Origin of the sequence: Streptomyces sp. NPDC059861, assembly GCF_042731435.1 — a bacterium.
Taxonomy (GTDB): Bacteria; Actinomycetota; Actinomycetes; order Streptomycetales; family Streptomycetaceae; genus Streptomyces.
The window spans coordinates 62,066-84,647 of sequence record NZ_JBHWJQ010000010.1 but is presented as its reverse complement, the minus strand read 5'-3'; the positions used below and the strand labels follow the sequence as shown (position 1 = coordinate 84,647).

The 22,582-nt window shown below is 72.0% G+C and carries 17 protein-coding genes; 9 read left to right on the top strand and 8 right to left on the bottom strand.

Annotated elements, in window-relative coordinates:
• Positions 1-24 precede the first annotated feature (24 nt).
• From ACFV6X_RS11690 to ACFV6X_RS11680, 3 genes are read left to right on the top strand one after another with little or no spacing between them, the layout of a single operon-like run.
• Positions 25-885, top strand: a complete 861-nt coding sequence (locus ACFV6X_RS11690; RefSeq protein ID WP_385381392.1) for a CoA transferase subunit A — start codon at positions 25-27, stop codon at positions 883-885.
• Complete coding sequence (locus tag ACFV6X_RS11685; protein ID WP_385381144.1) at positions 882-1,721, top strand: CoA-transferase; 840 nt, start codon at positions 882-884, stop codon at positions 1,719-1,721. Before ACFV6X_RS11690 ends, ACFV6X_RS11685 begins: the two co-directional genes overlap by 4 nt.
• Complete coding sequence (locus tag ACFV6X_RS11680; protein WP_385381141.1) at positions 1,721-2,779, top strand: NAD(P)H-dependent flavin oxidoreductase; 1,059 nt, start codon at positions 1,721-1,723, stop codon at positions 2,777-2,779. Before ACFV6X_RS11685 ends, ACFV6X_RS11680 begins: the two co-directional genes overlap by 1 nt.
• Positions 2,780-2,835: 56 nt before the next feature.
• Here the strand turns inward: ACFV6X_RS11680 and ACFV6X_RS11675 are convergent, their stop codons facing one another.
• From ACFV6X_RS11675 to ACFV6X_RS11665, 3 genes are read right to left on the bottom strand one after another with little or no spacing between them, the layout of a single operon-like run.
• Positions 2,836-3,993, bottom strand: a complete 1,158-nt coding sequence (locus ACFV6X_RS11675; RefSeq protein WP_385381138.1) for an acetyl-CoA C-acetyltransferase — start codon at positions 3,991-3,993, stop codon at positions 2,836-2,838.
• A gap of 35 nt (positions 3,994-4,028) precedes the next feature.
• Complete coding sequence (locus ACFV6X_RS11670; RefSeq protein ID WP_385381135.1) at positions 4,029-4,643, bottom strand: TetR/AcrR family transcriptional regulator; 615 nt, start codon at positions 4,641-4,643, stop codon at positions 4,029-4,031.
• Positions 4,644-4,659: 16 nt separating this feature from the next.
• On the bottom strand, positions 4,660-5,448 hold the full coding sequence (locus ACFV6X_RS11665) for an SDR family oxidoreductase (RefSeq protein ID WP_385381132.1): 789 nt from the start codon (positions 5,446-5,448) through the stop codon (positions 4,660-4,662).
• Between the two features lie 72 nt (positions 5,449-5,520).
• On the opposite strand from ACFV6X_RS11665, the gene ACFV6X_RS11660 reads away from it, so the two are divergent.
• Both ACFV6X_RS11660 and ACFV6X_RS11655 read left to right on the top strand, forming a co-directional pair.
• Entirely contained in the window at positions 5,521-6,660 is a 1,140-nt protein-coding gene (locus ACFV6X_RS11660; RefSeq protein WP_385381129.1) for an acyl-CoA dehydrogenase family protein, read from the top strand.
• On the top strand, positions 6,660-7,616 hold the full coding sequence (locus tag ACFV6X_RS11655; RefSeq protein WP_385381126.1) for an acyl-CoA dehydrogenase family protein: 957 nt from the start codon (positions 6,660-6,662) through the stop codon (positions 7,614-7,616). Before ACFV6X_RS11660 ends, ACFV6X_RS11655 begins: the two co-directional genes overlap by 1 nt.
• On the opposite strand, the gene ACFV6X_RS11650 is transcribed toward ACFV6X_RS11655, so the two are convergent.
• From ACFV6X_RS11650 to ACFV6X_RS11630, 5 genes are all read right to left on the bottom strand, one after another.
• Entirely contained in the window at positions 7,600-9,234 is a 1,635-nt protein-coding gene (locus ACFV6X_RS11650) for a cytochrome bc complex cytochrome b subunit (RefSeq protein ID WP_385381123.1), read from the bottom strand. The two genes, ACFV6X_RS11655 and ACFV6X_RS11650, sit on opposite strands and share 17 nt — an antisense overlap.
• A 141-nt stretch (positions 9,235-9,375) precedes the next feature.
• Entirely contained in the window at positions 9,376-10,101 is a 726-nt protein-coding gene (locus ACFV6X_RS11645) for a vWA domain-containing protein (protein WP_385381120.1), read from the bottom strand.
• 146 nt (positions 10,102-10,247) lie between these two features.
• On the bottom strand, positions 10,248-11,711 hold the full coding sequence (locus tag ACFV6X_RS11640) for a glutamate synthase subunit beta (RefSeq protein ID WP_385381117.1): 1,464 nt from the start codon (positions 11,709-11,711) through the stop codon (positions 10,248-10,250).
• A complete protein-coding gene (gene gltB, locus ACFV6X_RS11635; RefSeq protein ID WP_385381114.1) occupies positions 11,704-16,299 on the bottom strand; it encodes a glutamate synthase large subunit in 4,596 nt (1,531 codons plus the stop codon). The genes ACFV6X_RS11640 and gltB overlap by 8 nt, the downstream gene beginning before the upstream one ends.
• A gap of 372 nt (positions 16,300-16,671) precedes the next feature.
• Positions 16,672-17,403, bottom strand: a complete 732-nt coding sequence (locus ACFV6X_RS11630; RefSeq protein ID WP_365455198.1) for a VIT1/CCC1 transporter family protein — start codon at positions 17,401-17,403, stop codon at positions 16,672-16,674.
• 247 nt (positions 17,404-17,650) lie between these two features.
• On the opposite strand from ACFV6X_RS11630, the gene ACFV6X_RS11625 reads away from it, so the two are divergent.
• Genes ACFV6X_RS11625 through ACFV6X_RS11610 form a run of 4 tightly spaced genes read left to right on the top strand, consistent with a single transcriptional unit; the run spans position 17,651 to position 22,582 of the window.
• Complete coding sequence (locus tag ACFV6X_RS11625; protein WP_385381111.1) at positions 17,651-18,703, top strand: ADP-ribosylglycohydrolase family protein; 1,053 nt, start codon at positions 17,651-17,653, stop codon at positions 18,701-18,703.
• Entirely contained in the window at positions 18,700-20,043 is a 1,344-nt protein-coding gene (locus tag ACFV6X_RS11620) for an ADP-ribosylglycohydrolase family protein (protein WP_385381109.1), read from the top strand. Before ACFV6X_RS11625 ends, ACFV6X_RS11620 begins: the two co-directional genes overlap by 4 nt.
• Before the next feature lie 8 nt (positions 20,044-20,051).
• Positions 20,052-21,227 (top strand): ADP-ribosylglycohydrolase family protein, encoded by a 1,176-nt coding sequence (locus ACFV6X_RS11615; RefSeq protein ID WP_385381106.1) that lies wholly within the window; start codon positions 20,052-20,054, stop codon positions 21,225-21,227.
• Positions 21,215-22,582 carry an ADP-ribosylglycohydrolase family protein gene (locus ACFV6X_RS11610; RefSeq protein ID WP_385381103.1) on the top strand — a complete coding sequence of 456 codons (1,368 nt, stop codon included), beginning with the start codon at positions 21,215-21,217 and terminating at the stop codon, positions 22,580-22,582. Before ACFV6X_RS11615 ends, ACFV6X_RS11610 begins: the two co-directional genes overlap by 13 nt.

Below are 22,582 nucleotides of genomic sequence, written 5' to 3'. Positions count from 1 at the left end.
CGGGCGACAGCTGCCGACAAGACGATGAGCGCCGACGAGGCCGTGGGCCGGCTGGAGAGCGGCATGACCCTCGGCATCGGCGGCTGGGGCTCACGACGGAAACCGATGGCCCTGGTGAGAGCACTGCTGCGCACCGCTGTCACCGACCTCACCGTGGTCTCCTACGGCGGCCCGGACGTCGGCATGCTCGCCGCCGCCGGCCGGATCCGGAAGCTGGTCGCCGCCTTCACCACCCTCGACTCCATCCCGCTCGAACCGCACTACCGCGCGGCACGCGAGCGCGGGGCGTTCGAGCTGATGGAGATCGACGAGGCGATGTTCCTGTGGGGGCTGCAGGCGGCGGCGAACCGGCTGCCGTTCCTGCCGGTGCGGGCCGGGGTCGGATCGGACGTCATGCGGGTCAACCCCGGTCTGCGCACGGTCGCGTCGCCGTACGACGACGGGGAGACGTTCGTCGCCATGCCCGCCCTGCGCCTGGACGCGGCCCTGGTCCATGTGAACCGCGCCGACCGGCGGGGCAACGGGCAGTACCTGGGCCCCGATCCGTACTTCGACGACCTGTTCTGCGCGGCGGCCGGCACGGCGTACGTCTCGTGCGAGCGGATCGTGGACACGGCCGAGCTGACGAAGGAGGCGGCGCCCCAGACACTGCTCGTCCCACGGCACACGGTCACCGGCGTCGTGGAGGCCCCGAACGGCGCTCACTTCACGTCGTGCGCACCTGACCACACGCGGGACGAGGCCTTCCAGAGGCACTACGCGACCACGCCCTGGCCGGAGTTCGCCGCGCGGTTCCTCACCGGGGACGAGCACGCGTACCGGTCCGCCGTCCGCGTCTGGCACGAGGAGAGCGGCAGGCGTCCGCAGAAAGAGGAGCGGTCATGACCCCGGCGACACCCGAACCCGGCCCCGCCCCGACTCGCGCACCCATCCCCGGACGGACCCCCGAACGCGGCCCCGGACCGACCCCCGCACCGATCCGCGCGCCCTCCCCCGCAGCGACCCGCGCCGAGTACTGCGTGATCGCCTGCGCCGAAGCCTGGCGCGGTGCCGGTGAGATCCTGGCGAGCCCGATGGGCCTGATCCCCTCCCTCGGCGCCCGGCTCGCCCGGCACACCTTCGCCCCCGACCTGCTGCTCACCGACGGCGAGGCGACGCTGGTGGACGCCGACGGCAACGCCGAGGGCTGGCTGCCCTACCGCCGGCATCTCACCCTCGTCACCGGCGGCCGGCGGCACGTGATGATGGGCGCCAGCCAGATCGACCGCTTCGGCAACCAGAACATCTCCTGCATCGGCGACTGGGCCAAACCGGCCCGGCAGTTGCTCGGCGTGCGCGGCGCGCCGGTCAACACGTTGAACAACCCGACGAGTTACTGGATCCCGCGGCACTCCCGCCGGGTGTTCGTGGAGCGTGTCGACATGGTGTGCGGGGTCGGCCACGACCGTGCCGCCCGCCATCCGGGAACGGCCCGCTTCCACCAGCTGGGCCGGGTCGTCTCGGATCTCGCCGTCTTCGACTTCGCGACGCCGGACCACTCGATGCGGGTCGCCTCCCTGCATCCGGGGGTGACCGTCGAGGAGGTCGTGCGGGCGACCGGCTTCGAGCTGACGATCCCCGCCGAGGTACCGCAGACCCGCTCCCCCACCCCGGCGGAGCTGCGTCTGATCCGCGAGGCGCTCGACCCGGCGAACGGCCGGGACAGGGAGGTGCGTTCCTGATGGAGACGGCGCTCACCAGGCTGGTCGGCGTACGGCACCCGATCGTGCAGACCGGGATGGGCTGGGTGGCGGGCCCCCGCCTGGTCTCGGCGGCGGCGGACGCGGGGGCGCTGGGCATCCTGGCGTCGGCCACGATGACGCCCGACCGCTTGCGCGAGGCGATACGCGAGGTCGGGGCCCGGACGACGGCACCTTTCGGGGTCAACCTGCGCGCGGACGCGCGGGACGCTGCCGACCGGGTGCAGATCATGATCGAGGAGGGGGTGCGGGTCGCGTCCTTCGCCCTGGCCCCCTCGCCTGAACTCATCATCGCGCTCAAGGAGTCGGGCGTCGTCGTCATCCCGTCGGTCGGCGCGCGGCGGCATGCGGAGAAGGTCGCGGCGTGGGGCGCGGACGCGGTGATCGTGCAGGGCGGCGAGGGCGGCGGGCACACCGGGGAGGTGGCGACGACGGTGCTGCTGCCGCAGGTGGTGGACGCCGTGGACATCCCGGTGGTGGCGGCGGGCGGCTTCTTCGACGGGCGCGGGCTGGTCGCGGCGCTGGCGTACGGGGCGGCGGGCGTGGCCATGGGGACGCGGTTCTTGCTGACGTCGGACTCGACGGTGCCGGAGGCGGTGAAGGCGAGGTATCTGGCGGCGGCGGTCGGGGACGTCACGGTCACGACGACGATCGACGGCCTGCCCCACCGCATGCTGCGCACCGAGCTGGTCGACGCCCTGGAGAGATCCGGCCGGGCCGCCAGGCTCCTGCGGGCCATGCGCCGGGCGGCGGGCTTCCGGCGTATCTCGGGGCTCACCTGGCGCCGTATGGTCCAGGACGGCCTCGCCATGAAGCACGGCAAGGACCTGACCTGGAGCCAGGTCCTGCTGGCCGCGAACACGCCGATGCTGCAGAAGGCGTCCATGGTGGACGGCCGGACGGATCTCGGGGTCATGGCCTCCGGCCAGGTCGCCGGGGTCATCGACGACCTGCCGTCGTGCGCGGAGCTGGTGGAGCGGATCACCGAGGAGGCGGAGACGGTACTGAAGTCGTTGGAGGCACTCGGAGCCGACCGGTGACGCGGCGGTCCTCGCAACCCTGGGGCCACAGATCCGGCTCCCGGGGCCGGGGGGTCTCAGACCCGCTCGATGATCGTCACGTTGGCCTGTCCGCCGCCCTCGCACATCGTCTGCAGCCCGAACCGCCCGCCCGTACGCTCCAGTTCGTGCAGCAGCGTCGTCATCAGCTTGGCGCCGGTCGCGCCGAGCGGATGCCCGAGGGCTATCGCACCGCCGTTGACATTGACCTTGCCGGGGTCGGCGCCGGTCTCCTTCAGCCAGGCCAGGACGACCGGCGCGAAGGCCTCGTTGATCTCGACGAGGTCGATGGCGTCGAGGGTGAGTCCGGTCTTCTTCAGGGCGTGGGCGGTGGCCGGGATGGGCGCGGTCAGCATGCGGATCGGGTCCTCGCCGCGCACCGACAGATGATGGACGCGGGCCCGCGGCGTCAGCCCGTGCTCGCGCACCGCCCGCTCCGAGGCCAGCAGCAGCGCCGCCGCGCCGTCGGACACCTGCGACGAGCAGGCGGCGGTCACCGTGCCGCCCTCGACGACCGGCTTCAGCGCGGCCATCTTCTCCGACGAGGTGTCTCGCCGCGGTCCCTCGTCGACGGACACGTCCCCGTACGGCGCGGTCTCGCGGGCGAAGCGCCCCTCGTCGATCGCCCGCACCGCACGCCGGTGCGAGCGCAGCGCGAACTCCTCCTGGTCCGAGCGGCTGATCCCCCACTTCGCGGCGATCGTCTCGGCCCCGGCGAACTGGTTCACGGGCCGGTCCCCGTACCGCGCCCGCCAGCCCTGGCTGCCCGCGAACGGCCCCTGGGCGAAGCCCAGCGGCTCGGCGGCCTGCCGGGTGGCGTAGGCGATGGGGATCTGCGACATGTTCTGCACGCCCCCGGCGACCACCAGGTCCTGGGTCCCGGACAGCACGGCCTGCGCGGCGAAGTGCACGGCCTGCTGCGAGGACCCGCACTGCCGGTCGACGGTCACGCCCGGCACCTCCTCGGGCAGTCCGGCCGCCAGCCAGCAGGTCCGCGCGATGTCCCCGGCCTGCGGCCCCACCGCGTCCAGGCACCCGAAGACGACGTCCTCGACGGCCGCCGGATCCACGCCGGCCCGCTTGACCAGCTCCTTGAGCACATGCGCGCCCAGGTCGGCCGGATGGACCCCGCTGAGTCCTCCCCCGCGTCGCCCCACGGGCGTGCGGACCGCTTCGACGATGTAGGCCTCGACCATGGCGACTCCCCAGCGAGTGGTGTGCGTACGGCGACTTATGTGCGTACGGCGATCCCGTCCAGCACCATCGACAGGTACTGCCGGGCGATCTCCTCCGGACTGTGCTGTCCGCCCGGCCGGTACCAGGACGCGGCGACCCACACGGTGTCCCGCACGAACCGGTAGGTGAGCCGGACGTCGAGGTCGTCCCGGAAGACCCGGTCGGCGACCCCGCCTTCCAGCGTGGACAGCCACGCCTTCTCGAACTTGCGCTGCGACTCGGCGAGGAACGCGAACCGCTCCTGCGCCGCCAGTTGCCTGGACTCCTTCTGGTAGATCGCGACGGCCGCGCGGTGCCGGTCGATCTCCCGGAACGACTCCGTGACCAGCGCCTGAAGCGTCTCCCGCGGCCCGAGCCCGGCGTCCAGGACGGCGTCGTAGCCGTCCCAGAGCTCGTCGAGGAAGGTGCGCAGGATCTCCTCCAGCATCGACTCCTTGGAGTCGAAGTGGTAGTAGAGGCTGCCCGCGAGCATGCCCGCGTGGTCGGCGATGGTCCGGACGGTCGTGGCGTTGTACCCCTGCTCGGCGAAGACCTCGGCGGCGGTGCGCAGGAGTTCGTGGCGGCGCGCCGGTGGGGAGGCGGTCACCTGGGGGTTCTTCTTGGTCGGCACGGCACCCATTGTGGGCCTAGGGGTGCTGGCTGCTGACGGAGACGACCTCTCCGGTCAGGTACGAGGAGTAGCCGGACGCCAGGAACACGATCACGTTGGCCACCTCCCAGGGCTGCGCGTACCGCCCGAAGGCCTCGCGCTCGGTGAGTTCCGCGAGCAGTTCGGGGGTGGTCACCTTCGCCAGGTGCGGATGCATGGCGAGGCTCGGCGCCACGGCGTTGACCCGCACCCCGAACGCCGCGGCCTCGACCGCCGCGCACCGGGTCAGCGCCATCACGCCGGCCTTCGCGGCGGCGTAGTGCGCCTGCCCGGCCTGGGCCCGCCAGCCGACGACGGAGGCGTTGTTGACGATCACGCCGGCGCCGGAAGTCCTCATGGAGCGCAGGGCGGCCCGCGTGCACCGGAACGTGCCGTTCAGCGTCACGTCCAGCACGCGGGACCACTGCTCGTCGGTCATGTCGACGAGGGCCGACGTGCCGCCGAGACCGGCGTTGTTGACGACGACGTCCAGCCGCCCGTGCTCCGCCACGGCCGTGGCGAACAGCGCCCGCACCTGCGTCTCGTCGGTGACGTCACAGGGCAGCGCGGCGACCGACCCCGCGCCGAACTCCGCGGTGAGCGCCGCCTCGTGCTCCTTCAGGCGGCGCGGGTGGGCGTCGCTGATCAGCACGCGCGCGCCCTCCTCCAGGAACCGGCGCGCGGTCGCGCCGCCGATCCCGGCGCCCGCCGCCGCGGTGATGACGGCGCTGCGCCCGCGGAGCAGACCGTGCCCGGGCTCGTAGGCCGGACCCTCGACGTCTGTCATGGGCTCACGCTAACCTACCAAACAATTGTTAGGGAAGAATTCGGGGCCGGACAAGCAGGGAGGGAGGCGACCGTGGACCTCACGCACTCCGCCGCCGACGAGGCCTTCCGCGCCGAGGCGCGCGCCTGGCTCGACGCCCATGCACCGCGCACACCGCTGCCGTCCCTGGAGACCGCCGAGGGCTTCGCGGCGCACCGCGCGTGGGAGGCGGAGCTGGCCGCGGACCGCTGGTCGGTCGTCGACTGGTCGCAGGAGTACGGCGGCCGGGACAGCGGGCTCGTCCGCTGGCTGGTCTTCGAGGAGGAGTACTACGCGGCCGCCGCCCCGGCGCGCGTGAGCCAGAACGGCATCCACCTTCTGGCCCCCACCCTCTTCGCCCACGGCACCGCGGAGCAGCGGGCCCGTGTCCTGCCTCCCATGGCCTCGGGCCGCACCGTCTGGGCGCAGGCGTGGTCGGAGCCGGAGGCGGGCTCGGACCTCGCGTCGCTCACGTCGAGGGCGGTCCGCGCCGACGGCGGCTGGCTGCTGTCCGGTCAGAAGACGTGGTCCTCCCGCGCGCCCTTCGCGGACCGCGCCTTCGGCCTGTTCCGCAGCGAGCGGGACACCCGGAAACCCCATCAGGGCCTGACGTACCTGATGTTCGACCTGCGCGCGCCCGGCGTCACCGTCCGCCCGATCGCCCGGCTGGACGGCAAGCCGGCCTTCGCCGAGCTGTTCCTGGACGAGGTCTTCGTCCCCGACGAGGACGTCATCGGCGAGCCCGGCCAGGGCTGGCATGTCGCCATGTCGACAGCGGCCAACGAACGCGGCCTCACGCTCCGTTCCCCGGGCCGCTTCCTGGCCGCCGCGGACCGCCTGCACCGGCTGTGGCAGGCCCACGGCAGCCCGCCCGCCACGCGCGCCCGCGTGGCCGACGCGCTGATCGGCGCCCGCGCCTACCAGCTCTTCACCTACGCCGCCGCCTCCCGCTTCCTCGACGGCGAGCCGCTCGGCGCGGAGTCCAGCCTGAACAAGGTGTTCTGGTCGGAGTACGACATCGCGCTGCACGAGACCGCCCTCGACGTGCTCGGCCCCGAGGGCGAGCTGTCCGGCACGCCCTGGTCCGAGCCGTACGTCTTCGCCCTGGCCGGCCCGATCTACGCCGGCACCAACGAGATCCAGCGCGACATCGTCGCCGAACGCCTGCTGGGCCTGCCGAAGGGACGCCGCTGATGCGCTTCCTCCTCGCCCCCGAGCAACGCGCCTTCGCAGCCTCCCTGGACGCCCTGCTCACCTCCGCCGGCACCCCCTCCGTGGTGCGGGACTGGAGCCGCGGCGACCCCACCGGCGGGCGCGCGCTGTGGTCCCGGATCGCCGAGGCGGGCGTCTTCGCGCTGGCGGTGCCGCAGGAGTACGACGGGCTGGGCCCCCGTCCCGTGGAACTGGCCGTCGCCTTCGTCGAATTGGGCCGGCACGCCGTCCCGGGCCCGTTGGTGGAGACGGTCGCGGCGGCCGCGTTGCTCACGGAACCGGCCCTCGCCAAGCGCTTCCTCCCGCCCCTCGCGGCGGGCGCGACGATGGCGACGGTGACGCCGGCGGCCTCCCCGTACGCCCTCGACGGCGACGCGGCCACCACGCATCTGTCCCTCACCACCGAGGGCCTGCGCCTCTCCCCCGGCCCGGCCGCTCCCGCCCGCCCCTCCCTGGACCCGGCCCGCCGCCTCACCCCCCTCCTCCCCGGTGGCGAACTGCTCTCCCCCGCCCCGCCCACCGAACAGGCCCTCACCTGGGCGCGGCTCGCCACCGCCGCCCAGGCCCTCGGCGTGGGTTCCGCCCTGCTCGACAGGACCGTCGCCCACGTCCGGCGGCGCACCCAGTTCGGTGTCGCCATCGGGTCGTTCCAGGCGGTCAAGCACCGGCTGGCCGACGCGAGGATCGCCCTGGACTTCGCGCGCCCGCTGCTGTTCGGCGCCGCGCTGACCATGAGCCCCGCCGACGTGGCCGCCGCCAAGGTCACGGCGTGCGAGGCGGCGTACGCGACGGCCCGTACGGCGCTCCAGCTGCACGGCGCGATCGGCTACACGGCGGAGTACGACCTGTCCCTGTGGCTGACCAAGGCCCGCGGCCTGCTGGGTGCCTGGGGCAGCCCTGACGAGTGCCGGGACACCGTCCTCAGTGCCCGCGCGTGATCTCCCGGCACTCCTCCGGCGTCGGCTTCGGGATGCGGCTGGCCGGCCCGAACATGGCCCGGGCCAGCCGCGCGCGCACCCGCTGGGAGACGGTGACCGGACGCCGGACGCCGTTGGCGTCGACACGCGGCCCGATCTCGTACGGCGGCTGCTGCTCGTGCTGGGTGAGGGTGAATCGCTGCGCCTGGCTGAGGGGTTCGTGGACCTCGACGTACTCGCCGTGCGGCAGCCGCTTGATGGTGCCGGTCTCCCGGCCGTGCAGCACCTTCTCGCGGTCCCGGCGCTGCAGGCCCAGACAGATCCGTTTGGTGACGACGAACGCCAGCACCGGCGCGGCGAAGAACGCGATCCGTACGAACCACGTGATGGCGTTGATCGACAGATGCAGATGGGTGGCGACGATGTCGTTGCCGCCACCGATCAGGCACACCACGTACAGGGTGAGCCAGGCGACGCCGAGGCCGGTGCGGACGGGGGCGTTGCGCGGCCGCTCCAGGAGGTGGTGCTCGCGTCTGTCGCCGGTGATCCAGGTCTCGACGAAGGGATAGACGCCGATGGCGGCCAGGATCAGCGGGAAGAGCGCGAAGGGGATGAAGACGCCCAGGACGAGGGTGTGCCCCCCGAGGTCGATCTCCCATCCCGGCATCACCCGGATCAGTCCCTCGGAGAAGCCGAGGTACCAGTCGGGCTGGGCGCCGGTGGTGACGAGGTCGGCGCGGTACGGGCCGAACGCCCACACGGGGTTGATCTGCGCGAGCCCGCCCATCATCGCGAGGGCGCCGAAGACCAGGAAGAAGAAGCCGCCGGCCTTGGCCATGTAGACCGGCAGGAAGGGCATGCCGACCACGGACTTCTCGTCACGGCCGGGGCCGGGGTACTGGGTGTGCTTGTGGTAGAAGACCAGGATCAGATGGGCCACCACCAGGCCCAGCATGATCCCGGGCAGCAGCAGCACATGGATCGGGAACAGCCGCGAGATGATGTCGTGGCCCGGGAACTCACCACCGAACAGGAAGAACGCCACGTAGGTGCCCACGACCGGGATGGACAGGATGGCGCCCTGGGCGAAGCGCAGGCCGGTGCCGGAGAGCAGGTCGTCGGGGAGCGAGTAGCCGGTGAGGCCGGTGATGATGCCGAGCAGCAACAGGGTCCAGCCGAACACCCAGTTGATCTCGCGGGGCTTGCGGTAGGCGCCGGTGAAGAACACCCGCATCATGTGCACGAGCATCCCGGCGACGAAGACCAGCGCCGCCCAGTGATGGATCTGCCGGATCAGCAGCCCGCCGCGCACATCGAAACTGATCTCCAGGGTGGACTCGAACGCCCGGGTCATCACGATGCCGTTGAGCGGTGTGTACGACCCCTCGTACACCACCTCGACGCTGCTGGGCTCGAAGAACAGCGTGAGGTAGACGCCGGTGAGGATGAGGACCAGGAAGCTGTAGAGGCAGACCTCTCCCAGCATGAAGGACCAGTGGTCCGGGAAGACCTTGCGCATGTTGGCCTTGGCGAGCGAGTAGAGCCCGAGGCGCCCGTCGGCCCAGTCAGCCAGCTTCTCGCCCCGCGCCGGGGAACTCGCCCTGCGCGTCGCCGTGTTCACCGATCCCGCGCCGTCCATGCGTTCGCCGCCCTCCCCGTCGGACCACCCTCAGGGTGACAGTGACACGGTGGAGAGCTCAAGCCAAAGGTGCGCGAAAGATCTCAGCCGACCGAGGCCATCCGGAGCGACTGGAGCCGACCCGGCAGGTCTCGACCTGCCTCAGCCGTTCGTCACGATTCCCCGCGCCCGCGCGGCCGCCAGCCACTGGGGGAACTCGCCCACGAGACGGTCGTACAGCTCGGCGTCGGACATCTGCCGCGGATTCTCACCGGCGTGGAAGAACCCGGCGTTGTCGACCACCCGCCGCTCCGGCACGGGCAGGTCGTCGAGCTTGCGCAGGAAGTCGAACTGCTTGCTGTGCGGATCGCCGAAGCCTATGAACTGCCAGAAGAGTGGCAGTTTCGCCGCCTTGCACAGGAACTTCTCGGCGGCGGGCCGGTTGATGGGGCCGCCGTCGGTCTGGAAGACGACGAGGGCCGGCTCCCGGGAGCCGCTGTCGAAGTAGTGGTCGATGACGGCGTCCATGGCCAGGTGGTAGCTGGTCCTGCCCATGTGCCCCAGGCCCGCCACGATCCGTTCGATCCGGCCCTGGTGGTCGGCGAGGGCGATCTCGGTGACGGCGTCGATGTCCGTGGAGAAGAACACCACGGGCACCCTGCCGTCGTCGTCCAGATGCGCCGAGAGCCCGAGCACCCGGTCGGCCAGTGCCTGCACGCTGCCGTCCTGGTAGTACGGCTTCATCGACCCCGAGTAGTCGACGACGAGGTACACGGCGGCCCGTTGTCCCTCCAGGCCGTGCTTGGCCAGCGAGACCGCGGCGCTCTTGTACAGGTTCACGAGCGCCGGAGCGCTCTGTTCGACCTTGGTGAGACTGATGGCTGCCACGCCGCGAGGTTACGGCACGAGCGACGGCGCCTGCCCAGTCGTCCGGTCGGGGACTGGCGGGCAGGCGCCGTCTCGGGGGGAGTCTGGGGAACCCCCCAGACAACCAGCCCGTACGTCGTTGTACGGGACGTCTCTTTCGGTGGCCGTCAGACCATCAGCGCGCGGTCCGTCGGGCGGATCGGGGCCGGGAGGTCGCTGGCGCCCGTGAGGAAGCGGTCGACGCCACGGGCGGCCGAGCGGCCCTCCGCGATCGCCCACACGATGAGGGACTGGCCGCGGCCGGCGTCACCGGCGACGTAGACGCCCGGCACGTTGGTGCGGTAGTCGGCGTCGCGGGCGATGTTGCCGCGCTCGTCGAGCTCCAGGCCGAACTGGTCGACCAGGCCGTTCTCGCGGTCGGTGCCGGTGAAGCCCATCGCCAGCGTCACCAGCTGGGCGGGGATCTTGCGCTCCGTGCCCGGCTGCGGGGTCAGCTTGCCGTCGACGAACTCGACCTCGACGAGGTGCAGCCACTGGACGTTGCCGTCCTCGTCGCCCTCGAAGTGGGTGGTCGAGACGGCGTAGACCCGCTCGCCGCCCTCCTCGTGCGCGGACGTGACCTTGTACAGCATGGGGAAGGTCGGCCACGGCTGGCGGACGGCGTCCCGCTCGTCGCCCGGGCGGGGCATGATCTCCAACTGGGTGACCGAGGCCGCGCCCTGACGGTGGGCGGTGCCCACGCAGTCGGCGCCCGTGTCACCGCCGCCGATGACGACGACGTGCTTGCCCTCGGCCGAGACCGGGGTGGTGACGTAGTCGCCCTCCTGGACCTTGTTGGCCAGCGGCAGGTAGTCCATCGCCTGGTAGACGCCCTTGAGTTCCCGGCCGGGGACCGGGAGGTCACGGGCGGTCGTGGCCCCGGCGGCGATGACGATGGCGTCGTACCGCTTCTTCAGGTCCGTCGCCTTCATGTCGCGGCCGATCTCGACGCCGGTGCGAAAGCGGGTGCCCTCCGCGCGCATCTGCTCGATACGGCGGTTGATGTGCCGCTTCTCCATCTTGAACTCGGGGATGCCGTAGCGCAGGAGGCCGCCGACGCGGTCCGCCCGCTCGTACACCGCCACGGTGTGGCCGGCGCGGGTCAGCTGCTGGGCCGCCGCCAGGCCCGCCGGGCCCGAGCCGATCACCGCGACCGTCTTGCCGGACAGCCGCTCCGGGATCTGCGGGGCGACCTCGCCGGTCTCCCACGCCTTGTCGATGATCGAGACCTCGACGTTCTTGATGGTGACCGCCGGCTGGTTGATGCCCAGCACACACGCCGACTCGCACGGGGCCGGGCACAGACGGCCCGTGAACTCCGGGAAGTTGTTCGTGGCGTGCAGGCGCTCCGACGCGGCGCCCCAGTCCTCGCGGTAGGCGTAGTCGTTCCACTCCGGGATCAGGTTGCCGAGCGGACAGCCGTTGTGGCAGAACGGGATGCCGCAGTCCATGCAGCGGCTGGCCTGCTTGCTGATGATCGGCAGCAGGGAGCCGGGAACGTAGACCTCGTTCCAGTCCCTGACGCGCTCGTCGACCGGGCGGGACCTGGCGACCTCGCGGCCGTGGTTCAGAAAGCCCTTCGGGTCAGCCATTGATCGCCGCCTCCATCATCTTCTCGGTGATCTCGGACTCGGAGAGACCGTCTCGCTCGGCGGCGTCCTTGGCGGCGAGCACTGCCTTGTACGTGCTGGGGATGATCTTGCTGAAGCGGTCGACCGCGGTGTCCCACTCGGCCAGGAGCTTCTCGGCGACCGTGGAGCCGGTCTCCTCCTGGTGGCGGCGCACCACGTCGTGCAGCCACTGCCTGTCGGTGTCGTCGAGGGCCTCGACGGCCTCCACGTTGCCGATGTTGACGTTGTCCCGGTCGAGGTCGATGACGTACGCGACGCCACCGGACATACCGGCCGCGAAGTTGCGGCCCGTCTCGCCGAGCACCACCGCGTGACCGCCGGTCATGTACTCGCAGCCGTGGTCGCCCACGCCCTCGGAGACCACCAGCGCGCCGGAGTTACGGACGCAGAAGCGCTCGCCGACCTTGCCGCGCAGGAACATCTCGCCGCCGGTCGCGCCGTACGCGAGGGTGTTGCCCGCGATGACGCTGAACTCGGCGAGGTGGTCCGCGCCGCGGTCCGGGCGGACGATCACACGGCCACCCGACAGGCCCTTGCCGACGTAGTCGTTGGCGTCGCCCTCCAGGCGCAGCGTGATGCCGCGCGGGACGAAGGCGCCGAAGGACTGGCCGGCCGAGCCGGTGAAGGTGATGTCGATGGTGTCGTCGGGCAGGCCCGCCCCGCCGAACTTCTTCGTCACCTCATGGCCGAGCATGGTGCCGACCGTGCGGTTGATGTTGCGGATGGCGACCTGGGCGCGCACCGGCTGGGCGTCGGTGGCACCGGCCGCGGCCAGGGCGTCGGCGGCGAGCTTGATCAGCTCGTTGTCGAGCGCCTTCTCCAGGCCGTGGTCCTGGGCGACGAGCTGGTGGCGCACCGCGCCTTCGGGCAGGTCGGGCACGTGGAACAGCGGCTGCAGCTCCAGGCCCTGCGCCTTCCAGTGGTCGACGGCCCGCGTGACGTCGAGGGCCTCGGCGTGGCCGACGGCCTCCTCGATGGAGCGGAAGCCCAGCTCGGCCAGCAGCTCGCGGACCTCCTCGGCGATGAACCGGAAGAAGTTCACCACGTGCTCGGCCTTGCCGGTGAAGCGCTCGCGCAGCGTCGGGTTCTGGGTGGCGATGCCGACCGGGCAGGTGTCCAGGTGGCAGACGCGCATCATGACGCAGCCGGAGACGACGAGCGGCGCGGTCGCGAAACCGAACTCCTCGGCGCCGAGCAGCGCGGCGATGACGACGTCCCGGCCGGTCTTCAGCTGGCCGTCGGTCTGGACGACGATCCGGTCGCGCAGGCCGTTGAGCAGCAGCGTCTGCTGGGTCTCGGCGAGGCCGAGCTCCCAGGGGCCACCGGCGTGCTTCAGCGAGGTCAGCGGAGAGGCACCGGTGCCACCGTCGTGACCGGAGATGAGCACCACGTCGGCGTGCGCCTTGGACACACCGGCGGCGACCGTGCCGACGCCGACCTCGGAGACCAGCTTCACGTGGATCCGCGCCTGCGGGTTCGCGTTCTTCAGGTCGTGGATCAGCTGGGCCAGATCCTCGATGGAGTAGATGTCGTGGTGCGGCGGCGGGGAGATGAGCCCCACGCCCGGCGTGGAGTGCCGGGTCCTGGCCACCCACGGGTACACCTTGTGGCCGGGCAGCTGACCGCCCTCGCCGGGCTTGGCGCCCTGGGCCATCTTGATCTGGATGTCGTCGGAGTTGACCAGGTACTCGCTGGTCACGCCGAAGCGGCCGGAGGCCACCTGCTTGATCGACGACCGGCGTGCCGGGTCGTACAGACGGTCCGGGTCCTCGCCGCCCTCACCGGTGTTGGACTTTCCGCCCAGCTGGTTCATGGCGATGGCGAGCGTCTCGTGCGCCTCGCGCGAGATCGAGCCGTAGGACATGGCGCCGGTGGAGAACCGCTTGACGATCTCACTGGCCGGCTCGACCTCGTCGACGGAGATCGGCCGGCGACCGGACCTGAAGCCGAACAGGCCGCGCAGCGTCATCAGGCGCTCGGACTGCTCGTTCACCCGCTCGGTGTACTTCTTGAAGATGTCGTAGCGGCCGGTGCGCGTGGAGTGCTGGAGGCGGAAGATCGTCTCCGGGTCGAACAGGTGCGGTTCGCCCTCGCGGCGCCACTGGTACTCGCCGCCTATCTCCAGCGCGCGGTGCGCCGGGGCGATGCCCGAGGCGGGGTACGCCTTGGCGTGCCGGGCGGCGACCTCCTTGGCGATGACGTCGATGCCGACGCCGCCGATCTTGGTGGCGGTGCCGTTGAAGTACTTCTCCACGAATGCCTCTTCGAGACCGACGGCCTCGAAGACCTGGGCGCCGCGGTAGGAGGCGACGGTGGAGATGCCCATCTTGGACATGACCTTCAGCACGCCCTTGCCGAGGGCGTAGATCAGGTTGCGGATGGCCTTCTCGGCCTCGATGCCCGGCAGGAAGGTACCCGCGCGGACCAGGTCCTCGACGGACTCCATCGCCAGGTACGGGTTGACGGCGGCCGCGCCGTAGCCGATGAGCAGGGCGACGTGGTGGACCTCGCGGACGTCACCGGCCTCGACCAGCAGGCCCACGTGGGTGCGCTGCTTGGTGCGGATGAGGTGGTGGTGGACGGCCGCGGTGAGCAGCAGCGAGGGGATCGGCGCGTGCTCGGCGTCCGAGTGCCGGTCGGACAGCACGATCAGCCGGGCGCCGTTCTCGATCGCGCCGTCGGCCTCGGCGCAGATCTCCTCTATCCGCGCGGCGAGGGAGTCACCGCCACCGCTGACGCGGTAGAGGCCGGAGAGCGTGGCGGCCTTCATGCCGGGCATGTCGCCGTCGGCGTTGATGTGGATGAGCTTGGCCAGCTCGTCGTTGTCGATCACCGGGAAGGGCAGCACGACACTGCGGCAGGAGGCGGCCGTCGGCTCCAGCAGGTTGCCCTGCGGGCCCAGCGAGCTGCGCAGCGAGGTGACCAGTTCCTCGCGGATCGCGTCCAGCGGCGGGTTGGTGACCTGCGCGAACAGCTGCGTGAAGTAGTCGAAGAGCAGACGCGGGCGGTCGGACAGCGCGGCGATCGGCGAGTCGGTGCCCATCGAGCCGATCGGCTCGGCGCCGGCCTTGGCCATCGGCGCCAGGATGACGCGCAGCTCTTCCTCGGTGTAGCCGAAGGTCTGCTGGCGGCGGGTGACCGAGGCGTGGGTGTGCACGATGTGCTCACGCTCGGGCAGGTCGCTCAGCTCGATCTCGCCGGCCTCCAGCCAGTCGGCGTAGGGGTTCTCGCCGGCGAGCTGCGCCTTGATCTCGTCGTCCTCGATGATGCGGTGCTCGGCGGTGTCCACGAGGAACATGCGGCCGGGCTGGAGGCGGCCCTTGCGGACGACCTTCGCGGGGTCGATGTCGAGGACGCCGACCTCGGAGCCGAGGACGACGAGGCCGTCGTCGGTGACCCAGTAGCGGCCGGGGCGCAGACCGTTGCGGTCGAGAACGGCGCCGACCTGGGTGCCGTCGGTGAAGGTGACGCAGGCCGGGCCGTCCCAGGGCTCCATCATCGTGGAGTGGAACTGGTAGAAGGCGCGCCGGGTCGGATCCATGGAGTCGTGGTTCTCCCACGCCTCGGGGATCATCATCAGCACCGAGTGGGGCAGCGAACGCCCGCCGAGGTGCAGCAGTTCGAGCACCTCGTCGAAGGACGCCGAGTCGGAGGCGTCGGGCGTGCAGACCGGGAAGACCTTGGCCAGCTTCTCCGGGGCGCCGAACAGCTCGGAGTACAGCTGGGACTCGCGGGCCCGCATCCAGTTGCGGTTGCCCTTGACGGTGTTGATCTCACCGTTGTGCGCGACGAAGCGGTACGGGTGCGCCAGCGGCCACGACGGGAAGGTGTTCGTGGAGAACCGGGAGTGCACGAGCGCGATCGCGGATGCGAATCGGCGGTCGGACAGGTCCGGGAAGAACGGCTCCAGCTGGCCCGTGGTCAGCATGCCCTTGTAGACGATCGTCCGGGCGGACAGCGACGGGAAGTAGACGCCGGCCTCGCGCTCGGCGCGCTTGCGCAGCACGAAGGCCTTGCGGTCGAGGGCGATGCCCTCCGAAGCGCCGTCGGTGACGAAGACCTGCCGGAAGGCGGGCATCGTCGAACGGGCGGTGGCGCCGAGCAGCTCGGGCGCGACGGGGACCTCGCGCCAGCCGAGGACGGTCAGGCCCTCGTCGGCCGCGATCGTCTCAATACGTGAGACGGCCTCGTCGGCGCCGTCCTCCGGCAGGAAGGCGATACCGACGGCGTAACCGCCGGCCTTCGGCAGATCGAATCCGGCCACCTCACGGAAGAAGGCGTCCGGCACCTGGGCGAGGATGCCCGCGCCGTCACCGGAGTCCGGCTCGGAGCCGGTGGCCCCGCGGTGCTCCAGGTTGCGCAGCACCGTGAGCGCCTGTTCGACCAGCGCATGGCTCGCCTCACCGGTGAGGGTGGCCACGAAGCCGACGCCGCAGGCGTCGTGCTCGTTGCGGGGGTCGTACATACCCTGCGCAGCAGGGCGAGCATCCATGAAGGACCAGTTCTGGCCATTCGCGGAATGCTGGGACGGCTGGCGCGGCGTACGCATCGGCTCTCCCGTCGTCAAGTGGCATGTTCAAGTGCCGAGGGACGACGCTGGCCCTCGCGTGAGATCAAAATTTCGTGCAGGTTACATGATGGAGCGGTTCTCGGGAAGCGGATACACCGTTCCAACATGCGGACTTCTCGCAAGGGTGCGCGACGAAGACACCGCGGCCCGCGGCAGCGATTCATGGGGGGCCGGGGAGGACAGATCCTTGTCCGTCGGCCCGGTGGGCAGGGCGAGCAGCGTCGCTCACCCCGCGAGTGCGCCGGAGGCCTCATTGCCCACAGCGCTTACGGCTCATGCCCGGCGATTACGCACTCGAAACCAGGCAGTAACGGCTACTTATGCGGTCCTCCGCATAAAGCCCGAGCCGCCCTATCCTACGGCCGTTCCGAACAGACTGCCCAGGGCGTAGGTCACACCGGCCGCGGCGCCACCGAGGGCGAGCTGCCGCAACCCGCTGAACCACCAGGTCCGCGCCGTCACCTTGGCCACCACGGCACCACACCCGAACAGACCGAGCAACGCGAGCAGCACGGCCGGCCACAGCACGGTCGCACCGAGCAGGTACGGCAGCACCGGAAGCAGGGCGCCGAGCGCGAAGGAGCCGAAGCTCGACACCGCGGCGACCAGCGGCGACGGCAGATCGCCGGGATCGACGCCGAGCTCCTCGCGGGCATGGATCTCCAGCGCCTGCTCGGGATCCTTCGACAGCTGCCGGGCCACCTCACGGGCCAGACCCGGCTCGACGCCACGCGTCTCGTAGAGCCGGGCGAGCTCGGCCTCCTCGTCCTTCGGATGCTTCCGCAGCTCGCGGCGCTCGACGTCCAGCTCGGCCTCGACCAGCTCACGCTGGGAGGCCACCGACGTGTACTCACCGGCGGCCATGGAGAAGGCGCCGGCGGCGAGGCCCGCGAGCCCGGTCAGCACGATGGTCTGCTGACCGACCGCACCGCCCGCGACACCGGTCATCAGAGCGAGGTTGGAGACCAGGCCGTCCATCGCGCCGAACACGGCGGGGCGCAGCCAGCCGCCGTTGACGTCCCGGTGCGTGTGGTTGTCGCGATGCGCCTCATGGAGCGCCGCCTCGGTCTCGATGATGGCCATACCGGTCCCCCAACAAAAGCTAACTTGGACTCATTCCACTTTTCGACAACGCCCAGCCTACGTCGGGGATTCCGTCCCCGCCAGGAAGGAAAGGCTGGGCTAACCTGCGGTTTTACCTTTTTTGCTCATTCGATTACAGAGTCGCTCAGATGTCGACCGGGTGACACTGCGGCTCGTGAGGCTGCGCCGCACACCGCACCGGGGACAGTTCCGCAAAGGGTCACCCGCCCTGAGAGGAGAGGCCGCGATGCCATCGATCGCCCGCGTTCCCTCGGTACCGGCCCCCGGGGACGCCGCGGAACTCCGTTCCCGGGCCCGCGGCGCCCTGCTCGGCCTCGCCGTCGGCGACGCCCTGGGCGCCCCCGCCGAGAACATGAAGCCGTCCGAGATCCGCGCCCGCTGGGGCCGCATCACCGGCTACGTCGCCGACCGCCCCTCCGGCACCGACGACACCGAGTACGCGATCTTCTCGGGCCTGCTGCTCGCCCGGCACGGCTCCGCCCTTACCCCCGCCCATGTGGAGGCGGCCTGGCACGCCTGGATCGCGGACCGTGCCGAGGGCCAGTTCCGGGGCGCGGGCTTCAGCGAACGCGGCACCCTGGAGAACCTCCGCCGCGGCCTCGCCGCCCCGATCTCCGCCCAGCACCGGCACGCCTGGAGCGACGGCCTCGCGATGCGCGCCGCGCCCTTCGGGGTGTTCGCCGCGGGCCGCCCCGCCGAGGCGGCCCGCCTGGTGGCGATCGACGGCTCCGTCAGCCACGAGGGGGAGGGCATCTACGGCGGTCAGGCGGTCGCGGCCGGGGTCGCGGCGGCGATGGCGGGCGCCCCGGCCACCGCAGTGGTCGCCTCCGCGCTCGCCGTCGTGCCGGACGACTCCTGGACCGCGCGTTCCCTGCGCCGTGCCGTGGTCGTCGCCCACCGCGGCGAACGCGCGGTGCGCTCCGCCGTGGTCATCGGCGGCTACCCGTGGACCGACCTCGCTCCCGAGGCGGTCGCCCTGGCCTTCGGCGCGTACGCGGCGGCGGACGGCGACTTCAAGGAGGCGGTGCTCACGGCCGTCAACATGGGCCGGGACGCCGACACCACGGCCGCGGTCGCGGGCGCCCTGGCCGGCGCGCAGCAGGGCGAGTCCGCGATCCCGCGGGAGTGGGCGACGGCGATCGGCCCGGCGCGGGGAAGCTGCCTGCCGTCGATGGCCGGCCACCACGTACTGGACGTGGCGGACCTGCTGACCCCGGAGGACGACCGCCCCTACCGGGCCGGCCGTGCAGCGGCGGCACCAGGCGAGGCGATCCGATGAAACCCCCGGCCCCGTGGGACGAGACAGGCCCCCTGACCCTGCACACCCCGCCGACGTCGACAGACCTCGACGAAGCCCTGACAAGCGACCCCGAACCCGCGCCCGCCGACGGCGAGGACCCCCCTCAGGGGCCCCGCCCACCCGAGCACGAGATCGGTGCGGGTGACGCGGGTGGGAAACACCGAGTCGAAGGCGAAGCCGAGGCCACAACCCCCGGCACCACCACCGGCAGCAGAATCGAGGGCCTCCTCCTGGGCCTCGCCGCGGGCGACGCAGCCGGCTGGCCCGCCGCCCGCCACCGAGCCGCCCGCATGCCCGAATGGACCCGCCGCCTCACCCGCGAACTGGACACCTTCGCCGAGCACAACGCGACGACCACCCTCCCCGTCCCCATCGCCCTCAACCAGCCCCCCGAACCCCTCCGTCTCGGCCCCTCCGACGACGCCGAGTGGGCGGCCTTCGCCGCGGAGGCCGTGCTGCGCGCCGGCGACGACACCGTCCTCGGCGACCTCAGCCGGGAACGCCGCGTACGCGCGGCCATCGACCTGACCTGGAACTCCGTGGCCAGTGAGGTAGCGGCGGCAGCCGAACGCGCCCCCGAGATCGAGTCCGCCGTGCTCCCGCTGCGCGCCCGCATCTCCGTCCGGGCCGGCCTCGGCAACCTCGCCGCCGGCCTGCGCCCACCCGCGACCGGCCACGACAACCCGCACTACTTCGACGACGCGGCCTGCGTCCGGGCCTGCGTGCTCGCCGTCGCCCACCCCGGCGACCCCGCGCTCGCCGCGTCCCTCGCCGAGTTCGACGCCCGCTACACCCAGGACGGCGACGGCGTGCACGGCGCCCGCGCGATGGCCGCCGCCGTCTCACTCGCCATCACCGGCGCGACCCCGCACACCTGCGTGACGGCGGCGCTCGCCGAACTGCCCGAGGGGACGGAGATCGGCCGCAACGCCCGCCACGCCCTGAAGCTGGCGGCGGACGCGGTCAGCGCCTTCGCGCTGATCCCCCTCCTGGAACACCAGATCGTGGACCACGTCTACAGCTACGGCATCGCCGCCGCCGAGACGGTCCCGGTCGCCCTCGCCCTCACCATGGCCTCCCAGGGCCGGATCGCGGAGGCGGTACCCGCCGCGGCCTGTCTCTCCCGCGTCGCGGACTCGGCCCCGGCCCTCGCGGGCGCCCTCACCGGCGCACTCGGCGGCGGCGCGGCGATCCCCGGCACCTGGCGCGACACCTGCCGGCACCTCTCCGGCTGCGTACTCCCCCGCCTCACCGGCACCGACCTGGTGGAACTCGCCGAACTCCTGGAAGCGGCACAACCGGCCCCGCCAGGGGGATGATTCGGCTCATGACCCCCAAAGGAGCAGAAAGCCGAGCAGACTCCCTCAGTGAGCGGATCACCGGCGCCCTCGTCGGCGCGGCCGTCGGCGACGCTCTCGGCGGCCCCGTCGAGGGCTACTCCCCCGACCAGATCACCGAGCGCCACGGCGGCCGCGTCCACGGCATCGTCGGCCCCTGGAACGGCGGCGCCTGGCGCACCGCCCGCCCCATCGCGCCGTACCACAAGGGCGACGGCCACGTCACCGACGACACCTTGATGACCCACGCGCTGGTACGGGTCTACGCCGAGGTCCGCGACCACCTCGACGCCTATGCCGTCGCCGACCACCTGGTCCCCGACCTGATCACCACCCCGCGCTGGATCCCGGAGCTGGAGGCGCAGGCCCTCCCCCTGCAGCGGATCTTCCTGGCGGAGAAGTGGCTGGTGGCGCGGATCCACTACGGTCACGTCGACCCCCGGGAGGCCGGCGTCGGCAACATCGTGAACTGCGGTGCCGCGATGTACATGGCCCCGGTCGGCCTGGTCAACGCGGCCAACCCGGCGGGTGCCTACGCCGAGGCGCTGGACGTCGCGGGCGCCCACCAGTCGTCGTACGGCCGCGAGGCGGCGGGCGTCTTCGCTGCGGCGGTGGCGGCGGCCTGCTCCCCCGGGGCGACACCGGAATCGGTGGTGACGACATGCCTGGAGCACGCGAAGGACGGCACGCGGGCGGCGATCGCGGCGGTGTGCGAAGTGGCGTCCGGACACTCGGACTTCGAGTCGGCGCTGACTCCGCTGCGTGAGGCGGTGGCCCCGTACGACACGGTGGGTCCCGACTACCGCACCCCCTCGCTCGGCGCCCGCCGTCCCTCCCGCCTGCACGCCATCGAGGAACTCCCCGTCGCGCTGGGAATGTTGCTGGTCGCGGGCGGCGACTACCGCCAAGCGGTCCTGGGCTCGGTGAACTACGGCCGCGACTGCGACTCGATCGCCACGATGGCGGGCGCGCTGGCCGGGGCCCTGGGCTCCCCGGTCCCGGACGAGTGGTCGAAGACGGTGGCCGAGGCCAGCCGCCTCGACCTGTGGGAACCGGCGCGCGCGCTCAGCGAGGTCACGGCGGAGATCTTCCGGCGGGACGTGAGCCGGCGCCGTACCCACGAGGAGTCGTTCACCGCGCTGGGAGGCACCGGATGCTCCGACTGACCTGGGTCCAGCCAGAGGACCTGCTCGGCCACGAACTCCGCCAGGCACACCAGGACGGCCGCCGGCCGACCGCCGTCGAAAGGCGCTGGAACACGGCGGGCGGTCCCGACGCCCCGGTCCGGGCGGGCGCCTCCCCGCAACCGGCCTCCCGCTACCTGCGGCAACTGGCCGAGGACCTGCTGGACGAACTGGCGGACCTGCCCAGCCGGCTCCAGGACCGGGAGCCGACGGGCCTGGCGAGGATCAAATCCCTGTGCCCCGACTGGCCGTCGCCGGACCGCGCCGCAGGCCCCCCGGCAGACCTGGAGGCACGCCTGCACGCCGCCTGGCTGGGCCGGGCCGTCGGCTGCCTGCTGGGCAAACCGGTCGAGAAGCTCCCCCTCACCGGAATCCGCCAACTCGCCCGCGCCACCGGCAACTGGCCCCTGGCCACCTACTTCACCGCCCGGGGAGTCCCCCAGCCGCTTCTCGACACCCACCCCTGGAACCGCCGCTCGGCCGGCACCTCGCTCGCCGAGAACATCGACGGCATGCCCGAGGACGACGACCTCAACTACCCCCTCCTCAACCTCCTCCTGCTCCAGCGCCGCACCCGGAACTTCACCACTGCGGACGTGGCCGGCCTCTGGCTCGACGAACTCCCCGCCGGCCGCGCCTTCACCGCGGAACGTGTCGCCTACCGCAATCTCCTCAGCGGCATCGAGCCCCCGCACACCGCCCGCCACCGCAACCCGTTCCGTGAATGGATCGGCGCCCTGATCCGCGCCGACCTCCACGGCTGGACCAACGCCGGCGACCCCGCCGCCGCGGCCGAGCAGGCGTACCGGGACGCCACCCTCAGCCACACCGCGAACGGCGTCTACGCCGCGATGTTCACCGCCGCCACCATCGCCACCGCGGCCACCGGCACCGCCGACGTCCACACCAGCCTGCGCACCGGACTCGGCGTCGTCCCCCCGCACTCCCGCCTGGCCGAGGCCGTCCGGCACGCCGTCCGACTCGCCCGGTGCCACGAGGACTTCGACACGGTCGTGGACGAACTCCACACCCGGCACTCCGCCTACCACTGGGTCCACGCCGTCCCCAACACCGCCCTGGTCGCCGCCGCCCTCACCCACGCGGACGGCGACTTCACCGGCAGCATCTGCCGCGCGGTCTCCGGCGGCTGGGACACCGACTCGAACGGGGCCACCGCCGGCAGCGTCGCCGCCCTCGTCGCCGGCACCCCGACCGCGCTCCCGGACCACTGGACGGCACCCCTCAAGAACCGCCTCGCCACCTCCATCGCGGACTTCGACGGCACCGGCTTCGACACGCTGGCCCACCTCACCCTCCTGGAGGCGACCCGCCCATGA

What these genes read in the sequence shown, in the direction of transcription:
- ACFV6X_RS11690 (WP_385381392.1), top strand. Translation starts at nt 25, where the DNA reads ATGAGCGCCGACGAGGCCGTGGGCCGGCTGGAGAGCGGCATGACCCTC.
- ACFV6X_RS11685 (WP_385381144.1), top strand. Translation starts at nt 882, where the DNA reads ATGACCCCGGCGACACCCGAACCCGGCCCCGCCCCGACTCGCGCACCC.
- ACFV6X_RS11680 (WP_385381141.1), top strand. Translation starts at nt 1,721, where the DNA reads ATGGAGACGGCGCTCACCAGGCTGGTCGGCGTACGGCACCCGATCGTG.
- ACFV6X_RS11675 (WP_385381138.1), bottom strand. Translation starts at nt 3,993, where the DNA reads ATGGTCGAGGCCTACATCGTCGAAGCGGTCCGCACGCCCGTGGGGCGA.
- ACFV6X_RS11665 (WP_385381132.1), bottom strand. Translation starts at nt 5,448, where the DNA reads ATGACAGACGTCGAGGGTCCGGCCTACGAGCCCGGGCACGGTCTGCTC.
- ACFV6X_RS11655 (WP_385381126.1), top strand. Translation starts at nt 6,660, where the DNA reads ATGCGCTTCCTCCTCGCCCCCGAGCAACGCGCCTTCGCAGCCTCCCTG.
- ACFV6X_RS11650 (WP_385381123.1), bottom strand. Translation starts at nt 9,234, where the DNA reads ATGGACGGCGCGGGATCGGTGAACACGGCGACGCGCAGGGCGAGTTCC.
- ACFV6X_RS11640 (WP_385381117.1), bottom strand. Translation starts at nt 11,711, where the DNA reads ATGGCTGACCCGAAGGGCTTTCTGAACCACGGCCGCGAGGTCGCCAGG.
- gltB (WP_385381114.1), bottom strand. Translation starts at nt 16,299, where the DNA reads ATGCGTACGCCGCGCCAGCCGTCCCAGCATTCCGCGAATGGCCAGAAC.
- ACFV6X_RS11630 (WP_365455198.1), bottom strand. Translation starts at nt 17,403, where the DNA reads ATGGCCATCATCGAGACCGAGGCGGCGCTCCATGAGGCGCATCGCGAC.
- ACFV6X_RS11625 (WP_385381111.1), top strand. Translation starts at nt 17,651, where the DNA reads ATGCCATCGATCGCCCGCGTTCCCTCGGTACCGGCCCCCGGGGACGCC.
- ACFV6X_RS11620 (WP_385381109.1), top strand. Translation starts at nt 18,700, where the DNA reads ATGAAACCCCCGGCCCCGTGGGACGAGACAGGCCCCCTGACCCTGCAC.
- ACFV6X_RS11615 (WP_385381106.1), top strand. Translation starts at nt 20,052, where the DNA reads ATGACCCCCAAAGGAGCAGAAAGCCGAGCAGACTCCCTCAGTGAGCGG.
- ACFV6X_RS11610 (WP_385381103.1), top strand. Translation starts at nt 21,215, where the DNA reads ATGCTCCGACTGACCTGGGTCCAGCCAGAGGACCTGCTCGGCCACGAA.